This window comes from Ekhidna sp. (assembly GCF_039960695.1).
Classification (GTDB): Bacteria; Bacteroidota; Bacteroidia; order Cytophagales; family Cyclobacteriaceae; genus Ekhidna.
Map to the genome: position 1 here is coordinate 581230 of NZ_JBDVKP010000004.1, position 26353 is coordinate 607582.

At 39.6% G+C, this 26353-nt stretch carries 27 protein-coding genes; 13 read left to right on the forward strand and 14 right to left on the reverse strand.

The window, feature by feature from the left end; all coding sequences use genetic code 11:
* The first annotated feature begins 124 nt into the window (after positions 1-124).
* The gene (locus ABJG98_RS03365) at positions 125-1009 is read left to right on the forward strand and encodes a hypothetical protein (RefSeq protein WP_348278054.1); all 885 of its coding nucleotides are present in this window, start codon (positions 125-127) and stop codon (positions 1007-1009) included.
* Positions 1010-1057: 48 nt separating this feature from the next.
* Here the strand turns inward: ABJG98_RS03365 and ABJG98_RS03370 are convergent, their stop codons facing one another.
* From ABJG98_RS03370 to ABJG98_RS03380, 3 genes are all read right to left on the reverse strand, one after another.
* The gene (locus ABJG98_RS03370) at positions 1058-1621 is read right to left on the reverse strand and encodes a carbonic anhydrase (RefSeq protein WP_348278055.1); all 564 of its coding nucleotides are present in this window, start codon (positions 1619-1621) and stop codon (positions 1058-1060) included.
* A 154-nt stretch (positions 1622-1775) separates the two neighbouring features.
* Complete coding sequence (locus tag ABJG98_RS03375) at positions 1776-2027, reverse strand: hypothetical protein (RefSeq protein ID WP_348278056.1); 252 nt, start codon at positions 2025-2027, stop codon at positions 1776-1778.
* Positions 2020-2391 carry a rhodanese-like domain-containing protein gene (locus tag ABJG98_RS03380; RefSeq protein WP_348278057.1) on the reverse strand — a complete coding sequence of 124 codons (372 nt, stop codon included), beginning with the start codon at positions 2389-2391 and terminating at the stop codon, positions 2020-2022. The genes ABJG98_RS03375 and ABJG98_RS03380 overlap by 8 nt, the downstream gene beginning before the upstream one ends.
* Positions 2392-2550: 159 nt before the next feature.
* Between ABJG98_RS03380 and ABJG98_RS03385 the strand changes: the two genes are divergently transcribed.
* A complete protein-coding gene (locus ABJG98_RS03385; RefSeq protein ID WP_348278058.1) occupies positions 2551-3087 on the forward strand; it encodes a hypothetical protein in 537 nt (178 codons plus the stop codon).
* A gap of 1 nt (position 3088) precedes the next feature.
* On the opposite strand, the gene msrA is transcribed toward ABJG98_RS03385, so the two are convergent.
* Positions 3089-3616, reverse strand: coding sequence for a peptide-methionine (S)-S-oxide reductase MsrA (msrA, locus tag ABJG98_RS03390; RefSeq protein WP_348278059.1), 528 nt, complete (start codon positions 3614-3616; stop codon positions 3089-3091).
* A 313-nt stretch (positions 3617-3929) separates the two neighbouring features.
* Here msrA and ABJG98_RS03395 point away from each other — a divergent pair, with 313 nt between their 5' ends.
* Positions 3930-4388 (forward strand): SRPBCC family protein, encoded by a 459-nt coding sequence (locus ABJG98_RS03395; RefSeq protein WP_348278060.1) that lies wholly within the window; start codon positions 3930-3932, stop codon positions 4386-4388.
* A 2-nt stretch (positions 4389-4390) separates the two neighbouring features.
* Here the strand turns inward: ABJG98_RS03395 and ABJG98_RS03400 are convergent, their stop codons facing one another.
* From ABJG98_RS03400 to ABJG98_RS03410, 3 genes are all read right to left on the reverse strand, one after another.
* A complete protein-coding gene (locus ABJG98_RS03400; RefSeq protein WP_348278061.1) occupies positions 4391-5104 on the reverse strand; it encodes a hypothetical protein in 714 nt (237 codons plus the stop codon).
* Between the two features lie 86 nt (positions 5105-5190).
* On the reverse strand, positions 5191-6642 hold the full coding sequence (locus ABJG98_RS03405) for an HD domain-containing protein (RefSeq protein WP_348278062.1): 1452 nt from the start codon (positions 6640-6642) through the stop codon (positions 5191-5193).
* A gap of 20 nt (positions 6643-6662) precedes the next feature.
* Positions 6663-7307, reverse strand: coding sequence for a TetR/AcrR family transcriptional regulator (locus ABJG98_RS03410; RefSeq protein ID WP_348278063.1), 645 nt, complete (start codon positions 7305-7307; stop codon positions 6663-6665).
* 93 nt (positions 7308-7400) lie between these two features.
* On the opposite strand from ABJG98_RS03410, the gene ligA reads away from it, so the two are divergent.
* The 5 genes from ligA to ABJG98_RS03435 all read left to right on the forward strand — a co-directional run bounded on the left by ligA (position 7401) and on the right by ABJG98_RS03435 (position 13173).
* A complete protein-coding gene (ligA, locus tag ABJG98_RS03415; RefSeq protein ID WP_348278064.1) occupies positions 7401-9482 on the forward strand; it encodes an NAD-dependent DNA ligase LigA in 2082 nt (693 codons plus the stop codon).
* The gene (locus ABJG98_RS03420; RefSeq protein WP_348278065.1) at positions 9475-9954 is read left to right on the forward strand and encodes a hypothetical protein; all 480 of its coding nucleotides are present in this window, start codon (positions 9475-9477) and stop codon (positions 9952-9954) included. The genes ligA and ABJG98_RS03420 overlap by 8 nt, the downstream gene beginning before the upstream one ends.
* Positions 9955-9960: 6 nt before the next feature.
* A complete protein-coding gene (gene dapA / locus ABJG98_RS03425) occupies positions 9961-10842 on the forward strand; it encodes a 4-hydroxy-tetrahydrodipicolinate synthase (protein ID WP_348278066.1) in 882 nt (293 codons plus the stop codon).
* Positions 10843-10949: 107 nt separating this feature from the next.
* Positions 10950-12179, forward strand: a complete 1230-nt coding sequence (locus tag ABJG98_RS03430; RefSeq protein WP_348278067.1) for a carboxypeptidase-like regulatory domain-containing protein — start codon at positions 10950-10952, stop codon at positions 12177-12179.
* A 250-nt stretch (positions 12180-12429) separates the two neighbouring features.
* Positions 12430-13173: a hypothetical protein gene (locus tag ABJG98_RS03435; protein ID WP_348278068.1), complete on the forward strand. Its 744-nt coding sequence runs from the start codon at positions 12430-12432 to the stop codon at positions 13171-13173.
* A 343-nt stretch (positions 13174-13516) separates the two neighbouring features.
* Here ABJG98_RS03435 and ABJG98_RS03440 read toward each other — a convergent pair whose 3' ends face one another.
* The 5 genes from ABJG98_RS03440 to ABJG98_RS03460 all read right to left on the reverse strand — a co-directional run bounded on the left by ABJG98_RS03440 (position 13517) and on the right by ABJG98_RS03460 (position 17022).
* Complete coding sequence (locus ABJG98_RS03440; RefSeq protein WP_348278069.1) at positions 13517-13993, reverse strand: hypothetical protein; 477 nt, start codon at positions 13991-13993, stop codon at positions 13517-13519.
* A 19-nt stretch (positions 13994-14012) separates the two neighbouring features.
* A complete protein-coding gene (locus ABJG98_RS03445; RefSeq protein WP_348278070.1) occupies positions 14013-14525 on the reverse strand; it encodes a hypothetical protein in 513 nt (170 codons plus the stop codon).
* A gap of 212 nt (positions 14526-14737) precedes the next feature.
* Positions 14738-15088 (reverse strand): IS1 family transposase, encoded by a 351-nt coding sequence (locus tag ABJG98_RS03450; protein ID WP_348278071.1) that lies wholly within the window; start codon positions 15086-15088, stop codon positions 14738-14740.
* Between the two features lie 402 nt (positions 15089-15490).
* On the reverse strand, positions 15491-15667 hold the full coding sequence (locus ABJG98_RS03455; RefSeq protein ID WP_047162768.1) for a hypothetical protein: 177 nt from the start codon (positions 15665-15667) through the stop codon (positions 15491-15493).
* Between the two features lie 92 nt (positions 15668-15759).
* On the reverse strand, positions 15760-17022 hold the full coding sequence (locus ABJG98_RS03460) for an aminotransferase class I/II-fold pyridoxal phosphate-dependent enzyme (RefSeq protein ID WP_348278072.1): 1263 nt from the start codon (positions 17020-17022) through the stop codon (positions 15760-15762).
* Positions 17023-17119: 97 nt separating this feature from the next.
* Here ABJG98_RS03460 and accC point away from each other — a divergent pair, with 97 nt between their 5' ends.
* The 4 genes from accC to ABJG98_RS03480 are packed head-to-tail and all read left to right on the forward strand — an operon-like array spanning position 17120 to position 20836.
* Positions 17120-18613, forward strand: coding sequence for an acetyl-CoA carboxylase biotin carboxylase subunit (gene accC / locus ABJG98_RS03465; protein WP_348278096.1), 1494 nt, complete (start codon positions 17120-17122; stop codon positions 18611-18613).
* A complete protein-coding gene (locus tag ABJG98_RS03470; protein WP_348278073.1) occupies positions 18614-19918 on the forward strand; it encodes a DUF1015 domain-containing protein in 1305 nt (434 codons plus the stop codon).
* The gene (locus tag ABJG98_RS03475; protein ID WP_348278074.1) at positions 19902-20471 is read left to right on the forward strand and encodes a Maf family nucleotide pyrophosphatase; all 570 of its coding nucleotides are present in this window, start codon (positions 19902-19904) and stop codon (positions 20469-20471) included. Before ABJG98_RS03470 ends, ABJG98_RS03475 begins: the two co-directional genes overlap by 17 nt.
* Before the next feature lie 2 nt (positions 20472-20473).
* On the forward strand, positions 20474-20836 hold the full coding sequence (locus ABJG98_RS03480; RefSeq protein WP_348278075.1) for a DUF5615 family PIN-like protein: 363 nt from the start codon (positions 20474-20476) through the stop codon (positions 20834-20836).
* Between the two features lie 19 nt (positions 20837-20855).
* Here the strand turns inward: ABJG98_RS03480 and ABJG98_RS03485 are convergent, their stop codons facing one another.
* On the reverse strand, positions 20856-22685 hold the full coding sequence (locus ABJG98_RS03485; RefSeq protein WP_348278076.1) for an OmpA family protein: 1830 nt from the start codon (positions 22683-22685) through the stop codon (positions 20856-20858).
* Positions 22686-22879: 194 nt separating this feature from the next.
* On the opposite strand from ABJG98_RS03485, the gene ABJG98_RS03490 reads away from it, so the two are divergent.
* The gene (locus ABJG98_RS03490; protein WP_348278077.1) at positions 22880-23446 is read left to right on the forward strand and encodes a hypothetical protein; all 567 of its coding nucleotides are present in this window, start codon (positions 22880-22882) and stop codon (positions 23444-23446) included.
* A 45-nt stretch (positions 23447-23491) separates the two neighbouring features.
* Here the strand turns inward: ABJG98_RS03490 and ABJG98_RS03495 are convergent, their stop codons facing one another.
* Positions 23492-26320 (reverse strand): pitrilysin family protein, encoded by a 2829-nt coding sequence (locus ABJG98_RS03495; protein ID WP_348278078.1) that lies wholly within the window; start codon positions 26318-26320, stop codon positions 23492-23494.
* Positions 26321-26353 lie beyond the last annotated feature (33 nt).

A 26353-nucleotide genomic window follows, 5' to 3' on the forward strand; every position in this document is an offset into this window, starting at 1 on the left:
CTTAAGAAGATAGCTTCTTTGTTGCTTTAGTTATAGTGTATTGCAAAGGTAAAACATGACATGGCATGATAAAAGTTTTATATTCAATATCCCTATTAACTAAATAGTTGTGAGATTTAAGGAAATGAAAATTAGAACTGCTCTTTTAGGATTATCATTAACTATTCTCATTGGATGTGCTCCTTTGAGCAAGAGTCAATTAAAAATGTCTCATAACTATTTTCAGGCTATTGCTAATCACCCGAGGTACATTCAGGAATTAAATGTTCGTGTTGCAGATCTCAACCTTGAAGCGAAAAATCTTGAAAGTTCACTTCACAGCTCCGACTCTTTGAGGATTGCAACCATCATCAGATCAATCAATGAATATGAAGAGTCTATGCGTATTCCTGATAGTATTCTTGTTCATACCAAGGTCGTAGATAAATACATTCAAAATTATTATCTCCTGATACCAAACGGGTTTAGCATTTACCGAGCACTAAAAGGTACAACTGAAACAATCGGAGGAATTTTTGGACTTGGAGGTGTTGTCAGTGGCATTTTACCAAGCAATATCAATGGTATGAATCCAACAAAAAAACGAAAGATACAAGCGCACGTGCTTAATTCGGAGAGCGACTTAATCAATTCTCTCCAAATACTCAAGTCATACATTAACACCTCGTATCTACCTAGACTTAATCGAATAGATGACCAATCAATTGCAGACTTTGAATTATTGCTTGAAAGCATCAATAATAAGACTCCCCCACTCGAATATTACACGAAGCATAATAGAATGCTAACTGATTTTTACCAGCGACTTTATCATACAAAAAACCTTGTAAGGCATCTTTCCAAATCTATTGACACCTTCATATTGGTAGAAAAGGAGATAGCAAAGAGTTTTGAAGAAAAGGAAAAGGTTGATGTTGAGAAAACACATCTCAATGAACTTGTCAATGACATGCAGCGGATGAATTTTCTTCTTGTTGATCTAAATGAGCGAAAAAAAGGTACTAACTAAAAAAGTCCGCTGGTGCGGACTTTCTAATTGTATAAGATTGGTTTGATACTAGAGAAAATCCACCTTTCCACTTCCCAGATTATAAAAAGCCGTCACAATTTTTAGCTTACTGTTATCTACCGCTCCTTTTATAATAGATGACCTATTGTATAAATCTTTAGCAGATAGTTCCGCATTTTTTTTCACCACTACATTTACATCATCGCTTCCTGCTTGTGCTTTAGCTGGCGCTATTTGCGCTAGGAGATGATTTAAGTTATAACCATTGTCTCCACCAGCCAAAGCAGCTCCAACAGCACCACAGCTTTCGTGACCCATTACCACTATTACTTCAGTTCCGAGGTGAGCCACAGCGTATTCAATACTTGCTATAGTATCTGTATTTGCAATATTTCCAGCAACACGAAGCACAAAAAGCTCACCGAGTCCAGTATCAAAAGTAATTTCAGGAACAACTCTACTATCCGCGCAACTCAAGACGATAGCCCATGGTGATTGTCCTCCAGTGAGTTCAGATCGTCGCTGATCATTCTGCATTTCACCATTCAGTTTGTTCGAAATAAACCTTTCGTTACCTGATTTCAGTCTTTCTATTACTTGATCTTGATTCATATGATTGATTTATTAATTAACCGCTAATGTAAAATAATATAACTATTTCAATAAAATTTGCTCTCTTTACTTCAGGATTCATCTCTGACTATTAATCTTCTCATAATATAATTGTTGGATCCGAACCGCTTCGGCAAAACTGGAGCGGTTCTCTTTATCTTAACCTTCGCTCCCACTGGTTGGCTAATCTGTCTTTCTTGATTCTAGCAATTATCTCCGGATCATCAAGTAGTGCGTTTCTTCCTTTTGAGGTGAAATGCCAATTATCGCATTCGATACACTTATATACATCACATGGACCCTGATTGATAGGGTAATCATTTATGATGTGATTCTGCACCAATGCTTCTAGCGCCAGTTCCTCATCCACGAATGATCTCTTGCCTGTGACACAATTCTTATTCAATATCCAGTCCTTTTGATTTCCAGTCTGAAAAACCCCCTTTGTAATCATAAATCAGCTTAAAACCTGCTTCCTGCAACATTTCTGCTGCTTTTCTGCTCCTACCGCCGCTTGCACAATGTATGATCAGAGGGTTTGACGTATCCTGTTCTTTGATGCGCTCTAAAAAGTCCGATGAGAAAAAATCAATGTGAATTACCCCAGGCAAATGTCCTTGATCATACTCTTTTAGCGTTCGAATATCTACCACTACCGTTCCGGCTTTTTGCAACTCAATTAGCTTTTCTGCATTGATTATTTCAATGCCTTCTTGTGGTGGTGAGGAACATCCTATTAGGATTATTGAAAAATAAATAATTCGTATCATCGTATTAGTAAGAAAAAGTACTATTAAACTAGTAGTTGAAAATCAGGTTTTATACGTATAAATGCCAAAATACGAATAGTTACCTTAGCAATTGCTGTTTCAAAAGCAATTTTGGAGCGGAATTTGATACCATCAATTATTACTTTTAGCTTAAGAAATATGAAAAGCATTTTAGTAAGCGTATTTATACTCATCTCAGTGAGCCTTTTTGGTCAAGAAGACGAAAAAAGACTTGATGAAAAAATTGATGAGATAACTTACGATTGGGATTTGGAAGCAGACAAATTATCATCATACGAAGGACTGCAGGAATTATGCGCTGATGAAAATTATCGGACAAAGATCATTTCACTTCTTGATGATATCCATCACTATGATACAGTTTTATATAATGTGTTAACTAAACTCTCACGAACAAGTGAGGACAAGGAAATAAAAAAGACACTCAAGGACATTAAGAAATTTGAAAGCGAATATGACTCGAAGAGTTTCGTTCATTTTATGAATGAAGAATGTAAAGCGATGCGTGAAATCGAAAAAGAAGCAGATGAGACCGCTAACGATGTTGGAATCAATTCGTATTCAGGCCAAGTTTATATACTTGAAACTGAGCTATTCAAGTACGTGAAACATGTAACTGCCAGGGTTGATAAGATCAGATTACATGTTCATCATCTAAGTAAGCAATACAATTAGTTTAGCTTAATTTATCAGCAAATATTTTTTTGAATTTTTCAACCTTTGGAGTGACTACAAATGCACAATAAGGTTGACTACTGTTCTGATTGTAATAATCTTCATGTTCAATTTCTGCAGGATAAAAAATGTCTAATGAGCTTATCTCTGTAACGATAGCATCTGTCCATATATCTGACTCATCCAGCTTTTTTTTATACGCTTCTGCTAGCTTCTTTTGATTTTCAGTATGATAGAAAACAGCTGAACGATATTGAGATCCAACATCATTCCCTTGTCTATTCAAAGTAGTCGGATCATGGGTTTTCCAAAAAACTTCCAACAGCTCATCATATGATATTACATTCGGATCATAGTCGAGCTGAATAACCTCTGCATGTCCGGTTTTTCCAGTACAAATTTCCTTATACGTTGGGTTTTGAGTATGGCCGCCCGCATAGCCCGATTTAACTTGTGAAACTCCTTTTAAGCGTTGAAACATCGCTTCTGTGCACCAAAAACAGCCTGATCCAAAAGTGGCTTTTTCCATAGTCATATGTCTATCCAGGCAAATCTAACTTCTTAGGCAATCAATTAGTTCCTAGATTGTAATCGTTTAATTTAAATTGTTGATTTAGTTCCCTAACATCACTAATAAAATTGCAATGCTCGGCTGATAGCTTTACTGCCGCTTTAATCAATTTTAGAATAATTTACTTTGAAGGCTTTTGTACAGGTATACTACAGTTTAGTATACTTGTAACAAGTTGGTTATGACCTCCTGATTAATGAAGAAGGATAAAAAAAGGGGGCAGAAGATTACGAAGTTGAATAACTTAGCTCATCACCTTAAGTCACTACGCATGAAAAAGCTAAATGCACTTGCCCAGAAAGGAAAAATTAATGAGAATGCCGGTATTCGGGACTCCCACTCTACTATTATTAATGCAGACATTGATAAGGTATGGAATGTCCTCATCGACATGGAAAACTGGCCTTCATGGAATCCAGATGTAAAACAAGTGATATTGGAGGGTGAAGTAGCAGAAGGTGTCAATTTCAGTTGGACTCAAGGAAGAACTCACGGCAAGTCTCAAATTCAGACCGTAAAAAAGCCCTCTACTCTCTCATGGACGAGCAAGGCCAAATTAGTTAAGCGAATATATGTTTGGTCGTTGGAATCTGATGAAGGTCAAACAATAGCAACTGTTAGTGCATCTTTTCAAGGAGCATTTGTCGTATTCGCTGAAAATCACCAAAAAGTATACAACGAGCTGTTGAATTGGCTAGAACGCATTAAGGAGAAAACAGAAGGGGAATAAACCTACTCCCCTGTTTTTGGTTTAGTCAGATCTCTCAATTGTTGCTGCACAACCTGAAATCCTGGACGCATTTCAAGCACTTCAAGATATTTAGCCTTAGCACCTTCTACGTCTCCTTTTTCTTGTAAGATCATAGCCTTTACTCTATGTGCGGCCACTTTAAGCTTCACATCCTCACCTCTTCCATTGGTAGTAGGAAATCGAATGGTGTTGACATCAGATTTTGGATCACTAATTATAATATCAAGTGAAGTATTTGCTTCAGTGAACCGATCCAATTCCATCTGCAAAAATGAGATCTTGTAAAGTGTATTTATGTCACCACTTGCCAAGTATAACTTTTCATAAAAATCTAACGACCTGTCTTTAACGCCAAGATTGTCAAATCCTGTGGCAGCAATCTCCATAGCAAATTGATTTTGTGGGTCTATCTGAAGTGATTGTTGGGCTACCAATGCTGCAGAAGCACTCTGATTATACTGTAGATATAGTATTGCCAGAGAATCATATAGAGCAATGTTCCCCGGGTTTTCTGCCAATAGGTTATAAAGCGCAGTTCTTGCAACTACAGGATCATTAAACAATTTGGCAGTATTGTAAATGAAGGATTGCTTTCTCAGTTCCCAAGGAATTGAATCACCTTGAGCAACTTCCTGACTTTGTGCATTGACAAATCCAACAGACAATACGCCAATCAAAAAAAGAATATTTTTCATAATATGATTTATTTATTAGTCCTCTGAGGGATGATCTTTAGATAAAGTTTTCAAGATCATTTCTTTCAAACAGCCTGCAAACATAGCTATTTGTCTTTGGAGGCGGAAATGAATTTTGAAGTAGGAGTTAATCCATGTTTCTGTCCTATTTTGAGCATTAGATTAAAAGCTTCATTTTCGTCATTTTTAATTCTCCCATCGAGAATGGCTTCCTTAATTTCGTTCTTAATGTCACCAATAATTCTGGATGGTTTTATATCAAACACTTCAATGATTTGCTCCCCGGATACCGGCGGATGAAAATTCATGACATGGTCTCTCTGCTCTACTTCGCTGATTCTTTTTTCAACCTTTTTGAAATTGGCCTGATACTTTTTCACTCGTTCAGGATTTTTTGAGGTTACGTCAGCCTTACATAGGGTCATAAGATCTCTCACATCTTCACCTGCCTCAAATATCACTCTTCGTACGGCTGAATCTGTCACCTTATCATTCACAAGAGCGATAGGTCTTAAATGCAGTTTAACCAGCTTTTGGACGTATTTCATGCGATCATCCAATGGGAGTTTTAGTTGCTTAAAGATTTTAGGTACCCATTTGGCTCCTAGATCCTCATGTCCATGAAAAGTCCAGCCTACCTTTTCGTTAAACCTTTGAGTTGCCGGCTTAGCAATGTCATGGAGAATGGCAGCCCATCTAAGCCATAGATCATCAGTCATTTCACATATATTGTCGAGCACCTGAAGTGTGTGATAGAAATTATCCTTGTGGGCTTTGCCGTTGATTTTTTGAACACCTTGAAGCGCTGACATCTCAGGAAAAACTAATTTTAGAAGTCCGCTGTGAAAAAGTAACTGAAACCCGTATGAGGGCTTATCTGTCATGATAATTTTATTCAGTTCATCCGTGATACGCTCTTGAGATACTATTGAGATCCTTTCTACATGATCTATTATTCCTTGAAAAGTATCAGGTTCAATGTCAAAATGAAACTGTGAAGCAAAACGAATGGCTCTAAGCATCCGGAGTGGATCATCAGAAAATGTAATACCAGGCTCTAAAGGAGTCCTTAAGATCATGTTGCGGAGATCTTCTATCCCATTGAATGGATCTATCAGTTGACCTAACTTTGAACCATTAAGGCTAATTGCCATTGCATTTATAGTGAAGTCGCGTCGATTCTGGTCATCTTCCAGGCTTCCGTCTTCAACTGTGGGGTTTCGTGATTCCTTTCGATAGGATTCTTTTCTCGCTCCCACAAATTCATACTCGAAACCGTCATGATGAATAGCTGCTGTTCCAAAATTCTTGAAAGTTGACAACTTAGCATCTTTACCCAGCATTTTAGCAACTTCCTTAGCCAGGCCAATTCCACTACCGACGCATACAAAATCGATATCCTTCGATACTCTATTGAGAATCAAATCGCGTACATAACCTCCTACCACATAGGATTCAACCCCGGCGGCTTTTGAAGCTTCGGAAACTATTGAAAATATTGGCTTTGATTTTATATGCGCTGTTAATTGATCGTGCATGTGGCAAAGATAGGATTCAATCAACCATATGCTTTTGTCAAGTGAGGGAGATTATCAAAAAGTTCGTCAAATCGTGTAGTGCCTTCTTTTGATAGCAACCCACGAAAGAAGCTTCTCAATTGTTGTGACAAAAAAACATGAAATTCCTTTTCCAGCCTTGCTGATGGATAGTCTGTAGGCTTTCCGAATAAGAAAGCGCAAAGTGTTTCTCTATACATCATCAAGGATACCTTTGGTTCCACTCGATCGTCAATCATCTTTTCAGTATAACCTTGCTCGAGTAATATCGAAAATCTGTCAAATACAGCACTATTGATGTGATTAGACATAATCTCGGACAGCATACTGCTATCACTGGAAATTTCTCGCAACACGTTGATACTGATATGCCTTACATTTTCATGCATCATTTGCAGGTAGTCAATAAGCTTGACAATAAAGCATCGATTCGAATTGATTATTTCTTCCGACAGGTTTACGATCGTTTCGAGTTTAGCCTTTCCCACAGCAACATATAGCTCCTCTTTATTCTTAAATTGAAAATAGATGGTTTTTTTGCTCATTTTCAGTGAATTAGCAATATCATTTATGGTCGTTTTATGATATCCCTTCGTTGAAAAATGGGCATAAGCAGAGGCAAGTATACGTTCGCGTTTATCTAACAACTTCGCTTAATTTGCGCCAAAAATAGTTGGTCTTAATTCATGCGCAAGAAAAAATGATAATGATTCTCGCTGAATGAAATAGATTTGTTTTCAATGGAAAAAGAGCATGCTAAAAGGCAGATAGAATCATTGACAGAGGAACTGAATCACCACAATTACCTCTATTATCAAAAAAGCCAGCAAGAAATCTCTGATTATGAGTTTGACACCAAGTTAAAGGAGCTAGAAAAATTAGAAAGTTTATTTCCAGAACTTAAGTTGCCACACTCTCCAACAAGTCGTGTAGGTGGAGATATCACAAAAGATTTTAAAACAATTGCCCACAAATACCCCATGCTGTCTTTGGGGAACACCTACTCGAAAGAAGAACTTTTAGATTTTGATGGGAGAGTAAAGAAGGGCTTAGGGACAGAAGACTATGAATATATCTGTGAGCTTAAATTCGATGGGGTCGCGATAAGTTTAAAGTATGAGCATGGCTTGCTTGACAGAGGCATTACTCGAGGTGATGGAACCAAGGGTGATGATATAACTACAAATGTCAAAACCATCCGGACCATTCCACTAAAGATCCGAGGTGATAATTTCCCTGAATCCTTTGAAGTACGTGGTGAGGTGTTTATGCCGAAAGAGCAGTTTATCAAATTGAATGAGCGTGTTCATCAAGAAAACGAACAAAGGATAGTTGAAGGTAAATCTCCGATAACATTATACGCAAATGCACGGAACACCACTTCAGGATCACTTAAAATGCAGGATTCAGGAGTGGTCGCCAGTAGAAAGCTTGATTGCTACATCTACTCTTACCTCGATGAAAACAACACCTTTCGAACACACGAAGAATCACTACACTTTCTAGAGAAGACAGGATTCAATGTGTCACAGACGTATAGAAAATGTGAAAGCATAAATGAAGTTCTCGAATACATCAATCATTGGGACAAGGAAAGGCATAAGCTAAGTGTAGAAACCGATGGTATCGTAATCAAAGTCAATAGCATCGCTCATCAATCTGAACTCGGTTTCACTGCTAAAAATCCCCGTTGGGCCATATCTTATAAGTTTAAAGCTGAATCGGCAGCCACAATTTTAAACAACATCACCTATCAGGTAGGGCGAACAGGTGCCATTACTCCGGTAGCTGAGTTGGAACCAGTATTACTTGCCGGTACCACGGTAAAAAGAGCCTCCCTGCATAATGCAAATGAAATCGAACGCCTGGATGTGAGAATTGGCGATAGTGTTAACGTGGAAAAAGGTGGCGAAATTATACCAAAAATAACTGCAGTCAACCTGGATAGTCGTCAACCTGATGCCAAAAAGGTATCATACCTTACCTATTGTCCGGAATGTAATACAGCGCTTATCCGAAAAGAGGGAGAAGCACAACATTATTGCCCAAATCAGGAAACCTGTCCACCCCAAGTATTGGGAAGGATAGAGCACTTTATTAGTCGGAATGCATTAAACATTGAATCATTGGGCCCGAGAACCATCACGGGGTTCTTAAATAAAGGACTGATTCACAATGTAGCAGGATTGTATGCACTGCAATTTGAAGATATTAACAATTTACAATTTGAGGAGCTTGATGATGAAAGTGGTGAATCGACCAAGCGCTCAATTAAAGAAAAATCAGCTCGAAATATCATTGAATCGATTGAGAAATCGAAGGAAATTCCTTTTGAGCGTGTTCTATTTGGGCTCGGAATTAGATATGTAGGTAAAACCGTAGCTGAAAAATTAGCTCAACATTTTGGTACAATAGACCGTCTAATGAATGCGTCGTTTGAAGAAATAGTGGATGTTCACGAAATAGGTGACAGAATAGCCCAAAGTGTAGTTGCATACTTCGAGGATGAGGACATCAGGCGGATGGTTAATGCCCTAAAAGAAGCTGGCCTTTCATTTGAGATTTCGCAAACCGAAGGCTCGGATGATACTTTAAAAGGACTTACGTTTGTTGTTTCTGGTGTTTTTGAGGGATATGGACGTGATGAATTAAAAAACCTCATTAAGCAACACGGTGGTAAGGTAGCTAGTAGCATATCATCAAAGACCAACTACCTTGTAGCTGGTGCCAACATGGGGCCTGCTAAAAAAGAAAAGGCAGATTCACTTGGAATTACTATTTTGGACGAGTCATCATTTAGAGAACTTTTAGAAAATGATTAAAAACATTTTCCTCAACCACAAAGGCAAACCAACCATTGCCACTAAGGAACATTGCACGTATTCAGAAGCAACTAATATTGGTATTTTATATCATGCAGATGAGTTTAACAACGAAACGATCAAGAAGCTGGAGGAGCTTTTAAAAGGAGATGGTAAAACTGTAGCCAAAATCGGGTATGCGGACAAACCATCTGAAGATCCGCTTATCTTTTATAAAAAAGATATATCAGGCACAGGCAATATTAAGAAGGACAATCTGTCGTTTTTCATCAATCAAACTTTTGATTTCCTGATTTCGCTTGATACTTCAGAAAACATTAATTACAAATACGTTCTGGCGATAAGCAAGGCAACCTGTAAAGTGGGTTTTGAAACGGAACAGTATTATGATTTGTTACAGCTTTCATTGAAGATGGATGAAAGCAAGCCAAAAGCGGTGGCAAACATGGTCCGCTATCTTAAAATGATCTAGCTCAAAATGACACAAGAATTGCAAGGTACGGGCATCGCTTTGGCTACTCCCATGAATGATGATTATTCTGTTGACTATCACTCCCTGGGAGGGTTGTTGGATCATATCGTGACTGGTAATGGCGATTATATCGTGGTACAAGGAACCACTGGAGAATCACCGGTTTTTACCTGGTCAGAAAAACTTGACATTCTAAATTTTGTAATTGATCATCTGGGTGATAAAAAGCCGGTAGTATTCGGCCTGGGAGGTAACGATACTTTTGATTTGATTGAGAAATCAAAAGACTTAAAATCATTTGATCTAGCCGCTATTCTTTCTGTCAGTCCCTACTATAACAAGCCTTCTCAGGATGGTCTAATCAGGCATTATAGCATGTTAGCAGATGCCTTTCCGCATCCAATTATTCTTTACAATGTTCCTTCGCGTACAGCTTCCAATGTAGAAGCCAGCACAACAATCGAACTGGCAAAGCACGACAACATTATAGCCATGAAAGAAGCTTCCGGAGATCTTGTTCAATGTAAAACGATCGCTGATAACAGGCCTTCAGGTTTCATGTTATTGTCCGGAGACGATGTATTGACGCACGACATTATTCAGATTGGTGGAGATGGAGTCATTTCTGTTATAGGCAACCTAATGCCTCAGGCATTTACAGATATGGTCAACGCTTCTTTAAGACATGATGTCAATGCTGCCGCTCAGATGAATGAAAAGCTAAAAGAAGCATATGCACTACTTTCCGAAGAGGGCAACCCAACGTCTCTAAAAGCAGGGTTAGAAACCATAGGAATCGGTCGAAGAACGGTGAAACCACCCTTATATGATGCTTCTGATCTTTTAATGGAGAAGTGGAAGGCATACTTTGAGAATCAAGCCAAGTAATACTTTGCATTAATTATCGAGGCAAAAGCAACCATTTGTTGCTACTGAGCATTAATAATGAGAAGATGACTTGCCGACGGCAAGTAAAACTATTTAGGCAAAACTCGATGATAAAGAAAAACATGCTCATGATTATGCTTTTGGGCATGATATCAGTCACCGCACAAGAAAGCAAGCGTATATCCGGGAAAGTAGTTGATGAGCATTCAGGTGACCCACTCGCCTTCTCCCACGTGGGCATTTTTAACTCCAGCTATGGAACGGTCTCTAATCTAGCTGGAGATTTTAGCTTGATTGTGCCCGCACAATACGCTGACGCTCAACTCTCAGCTTCATATCTCGGGTATAAACTTAAATCTATTCCTGTAGCTTCAATAAGCACTGATAAAACACTGATAATCAAGCTGTCATCGACAGTTACTGAATTGCCTGAATTGATCATCAGCGTTAATGAAAAATCAATTATTGAAGAAGCAATAGAAGCAATTCCACAAAACCATGATCAAAATGAAATGCAACTTAGCGCCTTCTGGCGGGCTTCTATTTGGAACGAATCTACTGAATATGTCCAACTGACAGAGTATGCCTTTGACATGTTTAGACATGGCACCTTCGGTCAGCAAGAAAATTCAATGAAAATTCTTCGTGGGCGAGTGGCTAGAGACACTTCATTTTTCACTGATATAGGTAGTATGCAAATAGGAGTTACTCCTCCATCGCTATTTATAAGTTCACTGTTGATCGACCACCCTTTGCTTGACAAAAAAGTACTAAAGAAGCACACGTACAAGATTACAGATGCTACTTCTTACATGGAAAGAGCTGTGTTTGTTGTTAGTTTTCAACCGAAGAAAAACGCCAGAGGAAAGTTATTTGAAGGCAAAATCTTGCTGGACACTGAGACACTTGCATTCGTGAAAATTTCATACAAAAAGATGATAAGTAAAGAAAACCCAGAAAAAGTGTTTGATGGACTTAGCATGGCATCATTAGTTGTAGGCTTGGGGCAGAGCACTATGGATAGCTTTGAAAATGAGCTTAACTATCAATTTGTGAATGGAAAATGGTACTTAAGTCACGCTAAATACGATATAAATTGGACCATGAGGAGAGCAAAGCAAGGCGTGACCAAGCCAGTAACTTTCAAAGCTGATTTTGTTGTTACTGATATTCAAAAAGAGGATATTGTGGTGCCACCTGAAGAGGAGTTAGCTTCAAAAGCGATTCTAGAGCGGCAGGTTACCAAGAATACGGCTGATTTCTGGAAAGAATACAACTACCTGAAAGCCGATAACAACTTCGAGACGTTGTTTCAGGAGGTTTTGAATAGAGAATAGTTATTTGGAGGCTTAAGTAATATACTTGAACCAGCCTAGTCTAGGCGTAGGTTATAGCTACGCTTTCATACTATAAAGTCCAATCTCTAATTGACCCAGCCTACCGTAGGTAGAAGTTACGTTAGTGCTTTCCCCGTTACAAATTTGACTTATTTGGAGGCTCAAGTAACAGACTTAAACCAGCTGAGGGTAACCTTTTGTATAAATGGGTATAGAGTAATGGACACCTGACTGGTAAAAGAAGTTTGGATTGAAACAAGACAAACAACAACTCATCCCTAATCACAATCGATCAGTAGCTGCTTCCGTGGGAAGTCATTTGCGCAATCCAACATTTGGATTATTGTCTCCAACCCTTCAGAAGAAGCTCAAGGATGGCGAGCACATGAATCAGGTAGCACCCATCCAAAGGATGCTGGCAGTCGGTCATGGTGCAGCTGGCGCAGGCGGAAGCGGTGATGGAGGAGGTCGAAAGCCAATTAAGAATCCAATACCAGGACCTTTGGAACATTACGAGTCCAGCATGGTCACCACATGCGTTTTAACTATCTATTCTGCCGATGGTTCACGCTTGATTTCATCTAATGAATTTGTAAGTGGTGATGGTCTTCACGCAGAGGAACGTGCCATAGCTTATCTAACAACTTTGGTGAATAATGGAACCCTTCCTTCTGTCAGGGGAGTCGGTGATGATTACATTGTCCACTTCAGTGTCTCGAAGAGCCCATGTTCCTCAACGTCGGATCCACGGACCCGAACCGACGGGAAGGACGGTTGTGCAGAATTGCTCACGCATCTCAGGGACAATGGAATAAGAAACAGGCATGGTCACATCATTCGATTCTCTGTCCAAATCGCAGCTACTAAACCATACCAGCCATCGAAGAAAGGAAAAGGAGTGAAAGCGGCCTCTATTGATACCATGAGAAGATTTGATGAGGACAACTCCGGAGATGGAAGCGGAAGCGGAGCTTATCCTTTTGTACGTAAGTAGCGATTAACCGGCTAACCATGTTTTTTGTAAATCCATCACTGTTACTGCAGTGAAACCGTCTACTACCTCCCGCTAGGCGTGGGTTGTAGCTACGCCTTTCTAATATGAGTTTCTTTAATTTCAAATTCAAGATTAATTCATTAATTGTCATGCTTAGAAGGTAACCCCCTCTAGGCGTAGGTTGTACCTACGCCTCTATTAAAGTCAATCTCTAATTGACTGACTCTGAGAGGAAGTAGCACCCAGTTTGTTATTATTCTTAATCACAAGTCACGCCATCACACAACTCTAGCTGGAATACTTGCGGTAGCTGTGGAGCTGGTACTATTTACTATGTTAGGATCTACTCTTCGTTTTCCTCTTCATCATCGTCATCATCACCCCATGGCCATAAGTCAGAAACAAAATCCACGACCTTCTTTCCCACTTCCACAACTTTGTCCTTTACTTTCTTAACCCCTTCTGCCACTCCTCCTAAAAAACCCCTAAAGTTGTCCTCGAATTCGTTGGTAAAATTCGGAGGTCTTTTCATAATCAAATCCACTACAAGGTTGAACCAACAGTCCATGGCATTGAGAATGAACAGTAAAAACAAGAAAAGCAGGAACCATACAACAGATCCCCAGATCATAAACGACAAAATTCCTCCGGCTGTAATTCCACCTGGCAGCCCCCCTACTCCCTCTCCAAATATGGCCCCCAGACCAGCTAATAGTAAAGCAATGATCAAGAGGATAAATGCTCCTGACATAACTAAAGTGTAGATCTTCATATATAATTTACCGATCCAGCGAAAGCCGGCTCCTTTGATTACTGACATTTTCTATTAAGTTTAGTTATCAAAACCATCCAGGCATATTGGGAGCATTCTCTGGAGGATCAATTGGTTCTATTTCATCAAGCGTCTGCTTGCCGTCTCCATTGGAATCAATCCACCTCTTTTCAAACTTACCGTCCCCATCTCTATCATACTTACCTCGATCCCATTTACCATCACCATCTATATCCTCGCCAAAAGAATCCACTACATGGTCACCATCTGCGTCTACAAGCATCTTCACATTGACTTTCCAACTTCTGTCTTGAGTCTGGCTGATTTCAAAACAGTACCGAATCTCCTTAATGAGCTTACCATCTTTTTTGACGACTATAGGTTTGGAGTAAAAAGGACCATACTTGGAGGCATTGAGCAGTTCGAATAAAACAGGACTGGAAAGCACATCAAGGTCATTCAGGATCGAATCGTCAAAATCCGCCACTTCAGTCCATGGCTGACTTCCTTCGGGTTTATTCTGCTGGCATGATAAAGTAAATGTGATCAGGAAAATCACCAGGTATCGTAAATATCTCATGAGTATTTAATGTTAGGTTCAAATCAAATATCTAACCTCAAGATAATCAATGAGATAGGTTAATGTCAATACCTTGTTTTGGGTATTTTATGACGAAAATTTGCAGTTTTTTGTTTAATCTGCACCCCTCTAATCGTAGTTTACAACTACGATTCTATAGGTAATTCGGCAACCAATGAATATGAAAGCGCAGCGGATGTGTAGAGTTCGTTTTATCCCCACAAATAAATAGTCAGGCAGCTGTAGAGCATATCCATGTTTTTTGAATACGCAATAGTTCTTCTCGACAACCGCTTCAGATATGTTCTCAAATTTAGATTGAACCGCTCAATTTTATTCGTTCCATATCTTTCTAATCGATGCATCCCTTTATTGATGAGTCCTTTATAGTGTAGCAGACCATCGGTATAGATGGTTTTCGCGCGGGATGCGAGTAGGGTGTTGACTGCCATGCTTAAACTTCTCTGAGTTCGTGGTCCCCCCTCTAGGTGTAGGTTGTAGCTACGCCTTTCTAATATGAGTTTCTTTAATTTCAAATTCAAGATTAATTCATTAATTGTCATGCTTAGAAGGGTAACCCCCTCTGGGCGTAGGTTGTACCTACGCCTCTCTATTAAAGTCAATATCTAATTGAACCTGCACTAAACGTAGTTTTAAACAACGCTCCTATTTTGATCGTGTTAAAGTCAATATAAAGGCATAGCTGAAAGCATACGCCTAGTTTCTGCTTTTTTAGCAATCTGAATTTATGAGTTTAAACAGTTGTTTTAATGAAAAGTGACATTCTGATACCGAAACTGAGCCTTTTCACCTGGCTGGTGTAAATAATTGAGAATTAGCTACTTGAATAACCGGGAGTATTCATACCATTCGATGCTTTAAGCATGAGGTTTTCGAAATAGGCACAAAAAAAAGGGAACCAATTTTGGTTCCCTAATTTCTTTATCGGCTCGATTAATAATCGATTATCCTTTGTTCTTGATATCCTGAACTTCAAGTCTGATTTCTTGTGCAAGATTTTTCATTTCCTGCATACCTTTTCTTACTCGAGTACCGGCGGCATTATTTTTTTTATCGTAGAACTTTTCGAAATCAGCTTCTAGTGATTCAACCATTGACTTTAGTTGTTCAAATCTTTTCATGTTATGAGGTAATTAAGGTTATCGATAAATTTTAAAAGTTGAGGGCAATATAGCCCAAAATCGTAAATAACACAGTTTAAATGAAATAAATATTAAGATTTTGCCATCATGGCTCCTTCTACTCCTGCTTCTTTATATACTCCGCTATCAAGTTTTTCCTTGATTGCCTCAAAAGCTTTCAAGGTCTCTTCCACATCTTCCAAAGTGTGCATAGCTGTTGGGATGATTCTTAAAATCACCATGCCTTTTGGAATAACCGGATACACAATCATGGAACAGAATATGTGGAAGTTCTCCCTTAGATCCACCACCATATTGCAGGCTTCCATGACATCTCCATTCATTACTACAGGAGTAACCGGAGAGTCTGTTGTGCCAATATTAAATCCACGTTCCTTGAATCCATTCTGAAGCGCATCCACAATCGTCCACAGTTTTTCTCTAAGCTCTGGCATTGTACGAAGCATGTCCAATCGCTTCAATCCACCAATTACCAATGGCATTGGCAAAGATTTGGCGAAAATCTGAGACCGCACTTTATATCTTAGGTGGTCTATAATATTTTTCTCTCCAGCGATAAAGGCACCTATGCTGGCCATTGACTTGGCAAACGTGGAAAAGTAGATGTCGATTCCATCCTGACAATCATAGTGTTCGCCAGTTCCAGCACCAGTTTTACCCATCGTTCCAAAACCATGCGCATCATCAACAAGCAATCTGAAGTTGAATTTTTCTTTAAGATCAACGATCTTATCAAGCTTTCCAGTGTTTCCACTCATCCCGAAAACACCTTCTGTAATTACCAAAACTCCTCCGCCTTGCTCGTTTGCCAGCTTCTCTGCTCTTTTCAATTGTTTTTCGCAATTCTCAATGTCGTTGTGAGGGAAAACAAATCGTCGGCCAAGGTGCATTCTTAAAGCATCTATGATACACGCGTGACATTCTGCATCATATACGACCACATCTTTTCGGTCCACAAGCGCGTCTATCACAGACATAATGCCCTGATAGCCGTAGTTAAGAAGCATTCCAGCAGGCTTACTTACATATTCAGCCAGCTCTTGCTCCAATTGATCGTGATAATCAGAGTTTCCTGTCATCATTCGGGCACCCATCGGATATCCCAGTCCCCATTGCTCAGTTGCATCGGTATCTGCCTTTCTAATATCCGGATGATTTGCCAGGCCGAGGTAGTTATTTAAACTCCAAGCCAATACTTCTTTTCCTTTAAACGTCATGCGAGGCTTAATTTCGCCTTCGAGTTTCGGGAAGAAATAATAGTTTAAATCTTGATCCAGAAAGGAGTATTGACCTAACGCTCCCTTATCACTGAGTAATTTCTCAAATAAATCCATTTACTTGTGTTCTCCTATTTTCAAACAAGTTGCAAATTTAGCAGGAATACACATATAATGAATGTAGGCTTTTCAATAAACTTGCGCTAACGATTGAATTATGTCTATAAAGAAAATATTAGTAGCCAATAGAGGTGAAATTGCCATCCGTGTGATGAGGTCAGCCAAAGAGCTGGGAATCAAGACTGTAGCTGTATACAGTGAAGCCGACAAGCTGCTTCCACATGCTTCTTACGCTGATGAAGCGGTAAATATCGGACCTGCTGCTGCATCAGAATCTTACCTTGTTCAGGATAAAATAATTGCAGCTTGCAAGCAAACAGGAGCTGATGCCATTCATCCTGGCTATGGCTTCCTTTCTGAAAATGCCTCTTTTGCTGAAAGGGTGAAAAAAGAAGGACTGATTTTTATAGGGCCGTCGCCAGAAGCCATACGAATCATGGGTGATAAACTTACATCCAAGCAGACAGTTCAGAAATTTGATGTGCCACTTGTGCCCGGCATGGACGAGCCGATCAGCGATGTGGCCAAGGCTAAAAAAGTAGCCAATGACATAGGCTATCCTGTAATGATCAAAGCAAGTGCAGGTGGTGGCGGTAAGGGAATGCGTATTGTAAACGATCCCAAAGATTTTGAAGAGCAGATGGACCGAGCAATGAGTGAGGCCAGAAATTCATTCGGCAATGATGAAGTATTCATAGAGAAGTTTATTTCTTCGCCAAAGCACATTGAGGTTCAGGTGCTCGGTGATCAGCATGGCAACATCATTCATCTTTTTGAGCGTGAGTGTAGCATTCAGAGGAGACATCAAAAGGTCATAGAAGAAGCTCCTTCTGCCCTACTTACCACAGAGCGAAGAAAACAGATTGGTGAAGCCGCGGTGAATGTTGCTAAATCATGCAACTATTTTGGTGCTGGAACAGTCGAGTTTATTGCGGATGCGAATTTGGATTTTTTCTTTCTGGAGATGAACACACGTCTGCAAGTGGAACATCCGGTAACCGAATTGATAACAGGCATTGACTTAGTGAAAGAGCAAATAAGGATAGCCAATGGTGAGAAACTGAGCTTCAATCAAGATGATTTAAGTATTACAGGTCACAGTCTGGAAGTGAGGGTATATGCCGAAGACCCGGAGAACAATTTTTTGCCGGATACCGGTAAACTTTCAACCTATATCAGACCTCAGGGCGCAGGAGTTCGAGTAGACGATGGATATGAGCAAGGACAGGAAGTTTCGATCTTTTATGATCCTATGATAGCGAAGCTTATCACTTTTGGGAAAGATCGAGCGGAAGCCATACAAAGAATGCGACGCGCCATCAGTGAGTACCAAATTACCGGAGTGAAAACCACTCTTCCATTTTGCGATTTTGTGCTTACTCACGAAGAATTTATTGATGGCTCGTTTACTACCAAATTCGTTGAATCTCATTACGATGCTGAATTATTAAAAAAAGAACCTTCCGCTGAAGTTGCTGAAATAGCTGCTGTTATTACTAACGAGATCATAAGTAATCCCGCTAAGAAAACAGCTTCCTCTGCATTGAATCAACAGAGAAGCCGATGGAAAGATCGAATGAAGAACTAAATGGCAGAAATAAAACCTTTACGTGCCTGGAGGTACAACCCGGCATTACAAAAAGAAATTGACAAGTTGGTCTCGCCATTGTTTGACGTAGTATCGGAAAGTCAACGCGAAGCTTTGTATGAGGAAGAATACAATAGTATTCATCTTTCAGTGCCACGCGGAGAAGATTCCATACGTGGGGCAGCAAAAAAGCTTATAAATTGGAAAAATGACGGCATAATTAAGCAGGATGAGCTACCGGCCATCTATGTATATTATCAATATTTTACACTTCCAGGATCTCAAAATGAACGAATAAGAAAAGGTTTTATCGCAAACCTCCGGGTATATGACTGGAATGAAAAGGTGCTGTTAAGACATGAAAGCACCATGCCATTTTCAGTGAATGATCGGATGACCATCCTGGATCAAACGCAATTAAATGTAAGCCCTACTCATGGGCTGTATACCGATAATTCGCATGAAATAGAAAAATACCTGGATGACGCGATGATTGAACCTTTGTATGAAACGGAGGATTATCAAGGTGTAAGAGAAGTTTTCAGTGTAATTCACGATGTGAAAATCATTCGACGCATCGTTGAAATCATCAAGGAGAAGCAAATAATTTTAGCAGACGGCCACCATAGATATGAGGGATCATTGCTTTATCAAAAAGAAAGAGCCAGGAATAATCCCGCTCATACAGGCAACGAAGGGTACAATTATCACCTGATGTATTTCACAAACACAGAGTCTGATGATCTAAGAATACTGCCAACACATCGGATGGTTAATGGTTTAGCCAATTTTTCCAAACCAGAGCTACTTTCCAAACTGGAAAAATACTTTTTTATTAAACCGATCGAAGAAGCTCCAGATGTAAATGAGGTAATTCTTGGCAAACAATGGGCATTTGGATTGTTGATTGCGGATGAAGCTTATAAGATTAGGCTTAAGCCAGAGATGATCAATGAAATTACCTGGGATTTCCCGCAAGCGATTAAAGAACTTGATCTTACGGTAATGCACTACTTCGTTTTTGAAAAATGCCTGGGAATACCTGGTAAAGATCAACGCGGAAGTACGAATTTGACTTTTGAACGGAATTTCACTAAATGTTTGACATCAGTAACTAAAGGCGAGACACAGTGTGCCATTATCACCAAAGACATCTCCATCGAAACAGTGAAAGAAGTATGCTACAGTGGGTATACGCTACCGCAAAAGAGCACTTATTTCTATCCTAAAGTCATTTGCGGATTTTTATTCGGATCAATAAAAGAAGAAGAATTCAATTCATTTTTTGATGAGGCATTTCAATAACCTGATATTGGCTTCCAAGTCACCCCGAAGAAAGCAACTTCTGGAGGATGTCGGCTTAGATTTTGAAGTGAAGACCATCGATTTCGATGAGACGTTTCCAGAAGATATGGATGCAATGAAGGTTGCTGAATTTCTTGCCATTGAAAAGAATAAAGTGCATCGTGAAGCATTCGTAAAGGGAACCATCATTACGTCAGATACGATCGTCCTTTTTAATAATCGAATTTTAGGTAAACCGAAAGATAGGGCCGAAGCAAAAAGTGTATTGACACTACTCTCCGGAAAAATACATCAGGTGATATCCGGCGTGTGCATAAGTGATGGAAACAAGCAAATTTCCTTTTCCAATCTTACTGAAGTCAAGTTCCGACACTTAGACGAAGAGGAGATCAGCCATTATATTAAAATAGCTCCTCCGCTAGACAAAGCCGGTAGCTATGGTATTCAGGATTGGATTGGTTTGATCGGAGTTGAGTGGATAAAAGGCTCGTATTACAATGTAGTAGGGCTCCCTGTAGATGAGGTCTACGACGTTCTCAAAAATGAATTTTGAGCATGAAGTTTGTCATTGATGAAAACCTCACTCCAGAACTTGCAGCAGTATTTAGAGCACATAAACTGGACGCTTATCATGTCAATGAAATGAAGACTAATCAAAAACAACGAGTTGTTGATGATCAGCTTCGAAGATTAGCCATCAATAAGGGATATGTAATTGTCACTAAAGATGATGATTTTGTGAAAAGCTATGTGAGCAGAGAAGTACCTGAGAAACTCATTTTTATCTATGGATTGGATAAAAAAGAATCACTTCTTGCACGAATGAAAGAAGTGATTCCTGAATTAACGACTCTTTTAGCGAATTACAATTTTATCGAAGTGAATCAAAAGGAAATCAGGTTTCCATTTTCATCATAATAACTAAGCAAGACCTGAGTTAAAATTCAATAATAACGAACTCTGTTCTTCTGTTTTTAGCTCTTCCCTCCTTTGTGTTATTATCTGCAATTGGCACAGTTTCCCCGTATCCCTTTGCAACCAGACTTGTACGCTCAATTCCTGCAAGGACCATGTATTCTACTACCGATTGTGCGCGTCTTTGCGAAAGGCTCAAATTGGTGGCATCAGCCCCTTGACTATCGGTATGACCTCCTACTTCGATGACCATGGTCGGGTTCTTTTTCATCAGATCAACGGCCTTGTTGAGTTCTACATAACTTATCGGCTTTAATTCCGCCTTGCCAAGCTCAAAGAAGATGTTATTCAAGACAACCTTCGTTCCTTTCTCGATCGGCTCCAATGCTATATCATTGGTGATCTCGGCATATGTGGTATCCTTTGGCAGGTTGAAACTTTGCGAATAGAAAAAGAAGCCTTGAGAACTTGCTGAAACACTGTAGTCTCTACCTGCTGGAAGCACTACCAGGTACTCTCCCGTCTCGACGTTGGATTTGTTGGTGGCAATCAGCTCGCCAGAATTTATATCTTCAATAAGTACAAGAGCTCCTAATGGCTGTTGATTTATTGCGTTACTAACTACACCCTGCACAACGATGGTTGGCTTTGGTTTTAGCTCGTCGGGTAGCTCAACTTTGAATATGTCGTAGTTGTTTTCATCAAGTCTGGAGGACGCCATATACGCATTGCCAGAAGCTGATATGCTGAAGTTGGTGTCGTTTCCTCTGGAATTAATGGGCTTACCCAGGTTTTTTGGAGTAGACCACTTTCCATTTTCAAAAACAGTGTAGAAGATATCAGCACCTCCCATGCCCGGATGTCCGGTTGATGAGAAATAGAGCGTTTTTCCATCAGCTGCCAAAAACGGACTGTTTTCAGACAATGGAGTATTAACAATACTTCCGAGGTTTTGTGGGATTCCCCACAGTCCCAAATGATTTTTTTCAATCATATAGAGGTCCGAGCCACCATAGCCACCGGCTCGACGCGATGTGAAAATGATGCGGTTGCCGTCAGAATTGATAGTAGGCTGACTATCCCAGTCTTCATCATTCACTACGTTCCCCATATTTTCCGGATTGCTCCATGTATTTCCATTGAGTTGAGTGATGTATAAATCGCAGCTTCCTATGGCGCCTTTTTCATCGCAACGAACAAATACCATGTTCTGTCCATCACCGGTAAAAGCAGACCCAAAGTCATTAGACATAGAATTGATTGGTTTCGGCAATAGCTCAGGCATGCTCCACTCCGCTCCTACGAGTCTTGAATAATATATATCCTCTCCAAAATCCAACTCAGCGCTTTTCTCATCTTTGAAATCAAACCCACCCTGACGTACACTTGTGAAATAAAGTCTTGTACCTGTCGGATTTACTTGAGGCATAAAATCACCCGATATGCTATTGAGTGCTGCTATTGGTGTTGGCTCGCTGGTGTTTGGCTGCATCTCTCTCAATTCAGCACTAATATCCACGTAATTCAGTCGATTCATAGCCAGATGTATAAGCTTAGCAGCTTTGGGACTTTTGGGAGCTTTTTCTAAGTATCGTTTGATGTAAATACGCGCACTTCTAAGGTTATCAAGTTCTATGTAACATTTCGCTATATCGTAGTAAATCGAAATATTATAATCTGCATCAACGCTTTCAAGGTTTCGATAGGCGGTTATTGTTTCCTGATTTCGATTTAGAAAATCATAGGTTTTACCCAAGTAAAACCACGCGTCTGCATATTGAGGATTAATTTTAACGGCCTCTTGAAATTTCTCAATGGCTAAATCGTACTTTTGAAATTTAATCGCTTGCATGCCCTGATTATAGGAATCCCTGTGGGCCTGCGACATTAGACAAAAGGAGATCAACGATAAAATGATTGAATAGCTGATTCGGCGTAATTGCATGGTTGTTTTCTTTGATTATTACATGAAATTAGAAAAATAATGATAGAAATAAGATTCTTCGTCCATCATTAGTCGTTTAATTGCACATAAATATAACATTCATGAAAAAGGTAATATCCATATTAATAGTCACTCTCTTCTTTTGTTTTAGTCAAGAAGCAAATGCGCAAGTTGGATCTGCTTTCCCAGATATGGAGGCAGAATCACTTACAAATGAATTTGTAGACTTACCTTCAGACATTAGTGGTAAATACAGTTTAATTGGTTTGGCATATTCGAAAAAAGCAGAAGATTATCTTAAAGGATGGTTTGAACCGGTTTACAATCAGTTTATCTACAAAAACCCGAATCCAGGTCCATTTGATTTTTCATTCGATATCAATACGTATTTCGTTCCAATGTTTACCGGAGCAAAGCGCCCTGCCTATAAAAAGGTGATGAATAAATTAAAGAAAACCATTGACCAGCGAATGCAGCCTAATGTTCTGTTCTACAAAGGAACACTTAAAGAGTACAAGGATGCACTTAATTTCGATGGCAAGGACCTTCCGTATTTCTATGTTTTAAACCCGGAAGGAAAGATTGTTTATACTACTTCCGGAAGATATACACAGCGAAAAATGCAGGAGATCACAGATGCTGTAAGAAGTGCAATGGAACTAGAATAAGCAGAAAAAAGCCCGATTTGATAAATCGGGCTTTTCGTTTTTTATCTATTGCGAAATTGGATCTCCATTGATATCTAAAACGATAGGGTCTCCCATACCAAGCTTTCTGACTTCCTCCAACTGAGTGTCACCGTCTCCTACGATGAGGTAAATCATTTTACTTTCATTGAGATACTTTTTGATCATCTCTTTGTAATCTGCCAGCTTCATCGATGTTAACTCTTCCTGCTCTATTTCCATGAAGTTTGGTGACTTCCCAAACTTGCTGATATCATGCAGCATGTTGAGTTTTGCTCCCAGACTTTCAAAAGCCCGCGTATTGGCCTTCAACACCTTGGTTTGAGTTACGTCAACATCCTCTGCAGTGAAGTTTTCGCTATAGTTGGCCAACATATCCTTCATTATCTCTAAAGATGGAAGCGTGGCATTGGCTCTTACGCTAGATGTAGCTGTAAAGGGTGACACCTCAGTTCGCTGAGGGATGTAAGCATATGCTCCATACGTATAGCCTTTTTCAATTCGCAATGTCTGGAAAAGCTGTCCACTAGAGCCACCACCTAATTTTTCATTGGCATATGTCAATTCGTTGTATTCAGGATTCATCCCAGATATGGCTTGCTTTCCAATGTAAATCACGGACTGCTTTGCCCCGGGGAAATCGATGAAATACAAATTACCGGCATTTGAATTTTCAGGGAGTGGATAAGAGGCTAGTTCAACATTTTTAGACTCCCAATTAAGTCCATTCAATTGCTTCATCACTTCCTCTTGACTGATGCTTCCAGCTGCATGAAAACTTGCAATTGAAGGAGAGAAGTTTGTTTCGTAATAGCTTTGCAAATCATCTATTGAGATGTTTTGTGCTGTCTGAGATGTTCCAATTGTAGAATATCCTAGAATATGATCCTCACCGTATAAAAGCTTGTTATAAACTGTAGAAGCGATTGCTGTCGGGCTAGCTTCCCTTCCTTTCAAGCGCGTAATCAGTGATTGTTTCAAACGATCAAATTCCTTTTCATCCCACCTAGGTTCGAGTAAGATCTCTTTGACCAAACCAAAAGTCTCATCAAAGTTTCGAGCAAGACATGAAGCTGAGATCGTAATCTCTTCCGAACCTGAATACATGTTGATGGATGCACCCAAAAGGCCAATGGCCTCTTCTAACTCAGCCGGTGTTTTAGTCTGAGTGCCTTCGGTCATCAAATCAGCTAAAAGCGCAGCAGTTCCAGACTTATCAATTGGATCGTGGTAGTGACCACCTTTTAAGGTGACATCAAAATAAACAAGCGGTAATTCAGTGTTTTCAATACCAAAAACCTGCATTCCATTATCTAGATAAGCATTCCAGACTTTTGGAGATTTCAATAAAGGTAGCTCTCCAAAATCAGGCTCAGATCTATCGTAGGTTGATGGAGTCTTTTCGTATTCAGCCACTTCACCTCGCGACGTGTTTTCAGCAGCAACGTCAGCTACTATTTCCTCTATATAGACTTCTGCTTGTTTTCCACCTGCTACAATTAGTGACAGCTGACCTTTAGGCACGACACTTGTCATCACATAGTTTTGATCCTTGATGTATTTGTTGAAAACCCGCATCACATCATCTTCAGTTACTGCCTGAGTGAGTTTTGCAGTCTTTGAAATGTAACTTGGATCACCTCCAAATTCATTGTCTGTTACCAATTGAAAGGCTTTGTTTAAAACCGTGCTCACTCCTTGATACAAGTTTGTTTCAAGCTCTGCTTTTATGCGCTGCAAATCTTTGGAATCAATTCCATTCGATTCAAAACGCATCAATCCTTCTGCCACCGCAGCTTTTACTTCATCTAAATCAGTTTCGGCATTGGCTCTTACCCTAAAGACAAACTCACCTGCTACTTCATTAGAACTTTGGTACGTTGAAGCATTTGGTGCCAGTTTCTTTTCTTCTACAATCACTTGATACAATGGTGACTTCTTACTACCACTCAATAATTGACCGAGAATGTTGAGTGCATACATATCCTGATGATAATCTTCTACGGTTGGATATACCATTCGCAGTTCTGGAAGTTTAGCAAAATTATCTTCAAAATAGAGTGATTTGGTTTCCGCTAAGGTCACCGGCATAGGTTCAGGTTTTTCTACTTCCGGTCCTTTTCGGATTTCACCAAACCATTGCTCTACCTTTTTCTTAGCTTCAATCGGATCGATATCACCGGCAATTACCAAGGTAGCATTTCCTGCTCCATAATACTGCTCATAGAATTCTTTTACATCATCGAGGGTAGCGGCCTGAAGATCTGGTAAAGAACCAATCACAGTCCAGCTATATGGATGACCCTCCGGATAAAGATTTTTACGTATGATTTCATCTGTATATCCATAGGGAGCATTGTCTACTCTCTGGCGCTTTTCATTTTTCACGACCTGTTTCTCTGCTTCCAATGCATCATCCGTCACGGTATTGATCATGTAACCGAACCTATCGGAATCAATCCACAAAATCTTGTCAAAGGCATCTTTGGGAACTACCTCGTAGTAAATGGTTCCATCTGACCAGGTACCACCGTTTCTGCTTCCGCCCCACTCAGGAATCATTTTCCTATTGGCTCCTCTGGGTACATTTTCTGAGTCGTTGAATGACATATGTTCGAAGAAATGTGCAAATCCAGTTCTACCCGGTTTTTCCCGATTTGAACCAACGTGCATAAGTGTTGCTACCGCAACAATTGGATCTGAATGATCCTCATGCAGGACTACTTCCAATCCATTTTCAAGTGTGAATTTCTCATAGTCAATCTTAAATTCCTTGTTGTCCATTTCTGCTGATCCTCCAGTGCAACCAAATAATATGATCGCAGTGGTTAGTGATAAGATGTGTGTGAGTTTCATAATATGTTTTTAATTAATGCTCACAATTTGTTT

What these genes read in the sequence shown, in the direction of transcription:
- ABJG98_RS03430 (WP_348278067.1), top strand. Translation starts at nt 10,950, where the DNA reads ATGATAAAGAAAAACATGCTCATGATTATGCTTTTGGGCATGATATCA.
- ABJG98_RS03380 (WP_348278057.1), bottom strand. Translation starts at nt 2,391, where the DNA reads ATGATACGAATTATTTATTTTTCAATAATCCTAATAGGATGTTCCTCA.
- ABJG98_RS03395 (WP_348278060.1), top strand. Translation starts at nt 3,930, where the DNA reads ATGAAAAAGCTAAATGCACTTGCCCAGAAAGGAAAAATTAATGAGAAT.
- ABJG98_RS03455 (WP_047162768.1), bottom strand. Translation starts at nt 15,667, where the DNA reads ATGAAAAGATTTGAACAACTAAAGTCAATGGTTGAATCACTAGAAGCT.
- ABJG98_RS03405 (WP_348278062.1), bottom strand. Translation starts at nt 6,642, where the DNA reads ATGCACGATCAATTAACAGCGCATATAAAATCAAAGCCAATATTTTCA.
- ABJG98_RS03365 (WP_348278054.1), top strand. Translation starts at nt 125, where the DNA reads ATGAAAATTAGAACTGCTCTTTTAGGATTATCATTAACTATTCTCATT.
- ligA (WP_348278064.1), top strand. Translation starts at nt 7,401, where the DNA reads ATGGAAAAAGAGCATGCTAAAAGGCAGATAGAATCATTGACAGAGGAA.
- dapA (WP_348278066.1), top strand. Translation starts at nt 9,961, where the DNA reads ATGACACAAGAATTGCAAGGTACGGGCATCGCTTTGGCTACTCCCATG.
- ABJG98_RS03495 (WP_348278078.1), bottom strand. Translation starts at nt 26,320, where the DNA reads ATGAAACTCACACACATCTTATCACTAACCACTGCGATCATATTATTT.
- ABJG98_RS03450 (WP_348278071.1), bottom strand. Translation starts at nt 15,088, where the DNA reads ATGACAATTAATGAATTAATCTTGAATTTGAAATTAAAGAAACTCATA.
- ABJG98_RS03400 (WP_348278061.1), bottom strand. Translation starts at nt 5,104, where the DNA reads ATGAAAAATATTCTTTTTTTGATTGGCGTATTGTCTGTTGGATTTGTC.
- ABJG98_RS03480 (WP_348278075.1), top strand. Translation starts at nt 20,474, where the DNA reads ATGAAGTTTGTCATTGATGAAAACCTCACTCCAGAACTTGCAGCAGTA.
- ABJG98_RS03460 (WP_348278072.1), bottom strand. Translation starts at nt 17,022, where the DNA reads ATGGATTTATTTGAGAAATTACTCAGTGATAAGGGAGCGTTAGGTCAA.
- ABJG98_RS03445 (WP_348278070.1), bottom strand. Translation starts at nt 14,525, where the DNA reads ATGAGATATTTACGATACCTGGTGATTTTCCTGATCACATTTACTTTA.
- ABJG98_RS03420 (WP_348278065.1), top strand. Translation starts at nt 9,475, where the DNA reads ATGATTAAAAACATTTTCCTCAACCACAAAGGCAAACCAACCATTGCC.
- ABJG98_RS03440 (WP_348278069.1), bottom strand. Translation starts at nt 13,993, where the DNA reads ATGTCAGTAATCAAAGGAGCCGGCTTTCGCTGGATCGGTAAATTATAT.
- ABJG98_RS03485 (WP_348278076.1), bottom strand. Translation starts at nt 22,685, where the DNA reads ATGCAAGCGATTAAATTTCAAAAGTACGATTTAGCCATTGAGAAATTT.
- ABJG98_RS03385 (WP_348278058.1), top strand. Translation starts at nt 2,551, where the DNA reads ATGAAAAGCATTTTAGTAAGCGTATTTATACTCATCTCAGTGAGCCTT.
- msrA (WP_348278059.1), bottom strand. Translation starts at nt 3,616, where the DNA reads ATGGAAAAAGCCACTTTTGGATCAGGCTGTTTTTGGTGCACAGAAGCG.
- ABJG98_RS03475 (WP_348278074.1), top strand. Translation starts at nt 19,902, where the DNA reads ATGAGGCATTTCAATAACCTGATATTGGCTTCCAAGTCACCCCGAAGA.
- ABJG98_RS03490 (WP_348278077.1), top strand. Translation starts at nt 22,880, where the DNA reads ATGAAAAAGGTAATATCCATATTAATAGTCACTCTCTTCTTTTGTTTT.
- ABJG98_RS03370 (WP_348278055.1), bottom strand. Translation starts at nt 1,621, where the DNA reads ATGAATCAAGATCAAGTAATAGAAAGACTGAAATCAGGTAACGAAAGG.
- ABJG98_RS03470 (WP_348278073.1), top strand. Translation starts at nt 18,614, where the DNA reads ATGGCAGAAATAAAACCTTTACGTGCCTGGAGGTACAACCCGGCATTA.